The 278-nt window shown below is 69.1% G+C and carries 1 protein-coding gene; it reads right to left on the bottom strand.

What is annotated here, in order from left to right; all coding sequences use genetic code 11:
* On the bottom strand, positions 1-278 hold a 278-nt coding region (locus tag ACZ3HH_RS29775), incomplete at both ends, for a hypothetical protein (RefSeq protein WP_465810136.1).

The raw sequence follows: 278 nt of genomic DNA, 5'->3' as shown, positions 1-278 counted from the left end.
CGAGCCGCCGCCCATCACTTCGAGGCCGTGATAGATCACGCCCTGCTGCGGCAGCGCTGCGATCGCCGCGGCTTTCACTGCGTCGGCCTTGTCGGCCGCCAATCCGCCGACGGTCGCCGCCGCATTCATGGTCGAGGCCAGCATGGTGTCGATCTGCAGCTTGGCCCAGGCCGCCAGATGCGGCGTCAGCGCCAGCACGATCGCGGGCGCGTGCTTGACCGGCGTGGTCTGGAACGCCTGCGCGCCGATCAGCATGCCGATATAGAGCAGGATCGGCG

This window comes from Pseudomonas sp. PME37.24/025, from assembly GCF_055556615.1.
The sequence above is the reverse complement of the archived record's forward strand: the minus strand, read 5'-3'. Positions and strand labels throughout refer to the sequence as shown.